Annotated in this window: 1 protein-coding gene; it reads right to left on the bottom strand. The window is 73.5% G+C overall.

Annotation, left to right across the window (positions count from 1 at the left end; all coding sequences use genetic code 11):
• Positions 1-69 precede the first annotated feature (69 nt).
• Positions 70-1,674, bottom strand: a complete 1,605-nt coding sequence (locus C6N75_RS29700; protein WP_105871927.1) for an ABC transporter substrate-binding protein — start codon at positions 1,672-1,674, stop codon at positions 70-72.
• Between the last annotated feature and the right edge of the window lie 57 nt (positions 1,675-1,731).

The following is a 1,731-nucleotide window of genomic DNA, read 5'->3' as shown; positions in this document are numbered from 1 at the left end:
GGGTGGTGCGGGGGCGCGCTCATGGCGGCGGGTCCTTTCTGCTGCGGAGGAGCGGACGCGGACGGCCGGTCAGGAACCGACCGAGACGGTGGTCAGGTCGAGGAACCAGGACTGCGGCTGCACCAGCCCCTTCACCTGCGGGGCGAGCGCGCGCGGGTTGCGGTCGTTGACCACGAACAGCCAGGGCGCGTCCTCCGTGACCAGCTTCAGCGCCTCCCGGTAGTCGGCCCGGCGCCGCTCCCGGTCGGGCGACGCGGACGCCGAGGCCAGCAGCGCGTCGACCTTCTTGTTGCCGTAGCCGCCGGTCCAGAACGGGCTGTCGCTGCCGACGAACAGCGGCAGCAGCGCCTCGGACTGGAAGAGCGTGGTGGACTGGGCGACGGCCTGCGAGCCGAGCGCCACCCTGCCGTCGGCCTCCGCGCTGATCAGCGTCGTCCAGTCGGTGGTGCGGATCTCCGCCCTGATCCCGACCGCGGCCAGGTCGCGCTGGACGGCCTCGGCGATCGGCACCGGCAGGAGGTTGCCCGAGCCGCCGGTCGGCACGGTCACCGAGGTGGCGAAGCCCTTGCCGTACCCGGCCTCGGCGAGCAGTCTCCTCGCCTTGGCCGGGTCGTAGGTGTACGTGTCGCCGCCCTTGTCGTACGCGAACGTGGCCCGGGGCGCGGCCTGGTGGGCCGGGTCGGCGGTGCCGTGCAGCAGGTTCTCCGCGATGGCCTCGCGGTTGACGGCGTAGTTGGCCGCGCGCCGCACCCGGGCGTCCTTCCAGGGGCCCTTCTCGGTGTCCAGGATCCAGTACCACAGGTGGTCGTAGCCGTTGGTGGCGATGGTCGCCCCGTCGGCGCGCAGCGAGGCGATGTCGTCGGGGTGGGGGTACTCGATCCAGTTCACGTCGCCCGAGCGCAGCGCGGCGGTGCGGGCGGCGGCGTCCGGCAGCGCGGTCACCACCAGCCTGTCCAGCTTCGGCGCGCCCCGCCAGTAGGCCCGGTTGGCCTTCAGCTCGACGCGCTGCCCCTCCCGCTGGGACACGAAGGAGAACGGACCGGTGCCGACCGGCTTGCGGGCGAAGTCCTTGGTGCCGGTCTTCTCGATCGCGGTGGGGCTGGCGATCAGCACATGGGCCAGGTCCTCGGGGAAGTGCCCGTTCGGCTCGGCGGTGACGAGCTCCACCCGGTCCGCGCCGAGCGCCCGGTAGCTCTCGATCCCGCCCGCGTACTCGCCGGCGGCCGCGCCGAGCGCCTCGGTGAAGTGCGGGCTCTTCTCGTTCAGGTAGCGGTCGAGGTTGAAGACGACCGCGTCCGCGTCGAACGGCGTGCCGTCCTGGAAGTCGACGCCCGCGCGGAGCTGGAAGGTCCAGGTGCGGCGGTCCTCCGCGACCTTCCAGGAGGTGGCGAGCGCCCCGGTGATCTCCGGTGGCGCGTCCCTTCTGGACAGGTCGTAGCGGGTCAGGCCCTCGTAGATCTGGAAGCTGACCAGGCGCTTGCCCTCGAAGCCGGCGCCGCCGATCACGGTGTCGGTGTTGGGCAGCTTCCCGGTGGCGCCGATGACCAGGGTGCCGCCCCGGGCCGCGCCGTCCGGGCCCGCCGGGCCCGAGGGGGCGCAGCCGGCGGCGGCGAGCAGGAGTGCGGCGGCGGCCGCCAGGGCGGTCGGACGGGTGGTGCGTCGGCGGTGCGTCATGGTGGTTCCTCGGTGCTCGGCGGGGACGAAGGGGCGGTCACGGGGACGGAAGGGGCA

It is taken from the genome of Streptomyces solincola (genome assembly GCF_002982015.1).
Lineage (GTDB): Bacteria > Actinomycetota > Actinomycetes > Streptomycetales > Streptomycetaceae > Streptomyces > Streptomyces solincola.
Note: the sequence above shows the minus strand (reverse complement) of the source record. Positions and strands in the feature narration are given on the sequence as shown.

What these genes read in the sequence shown, in the direction of transcription:
- C6N75_RS29700 (WP_105871927.1), bottom strand. Translation starts at nt 1,674, where the DNA reads ATGACGCACCGCCGACGCACCACCCGTCCGACCGCCCTGGCGGCCGCC.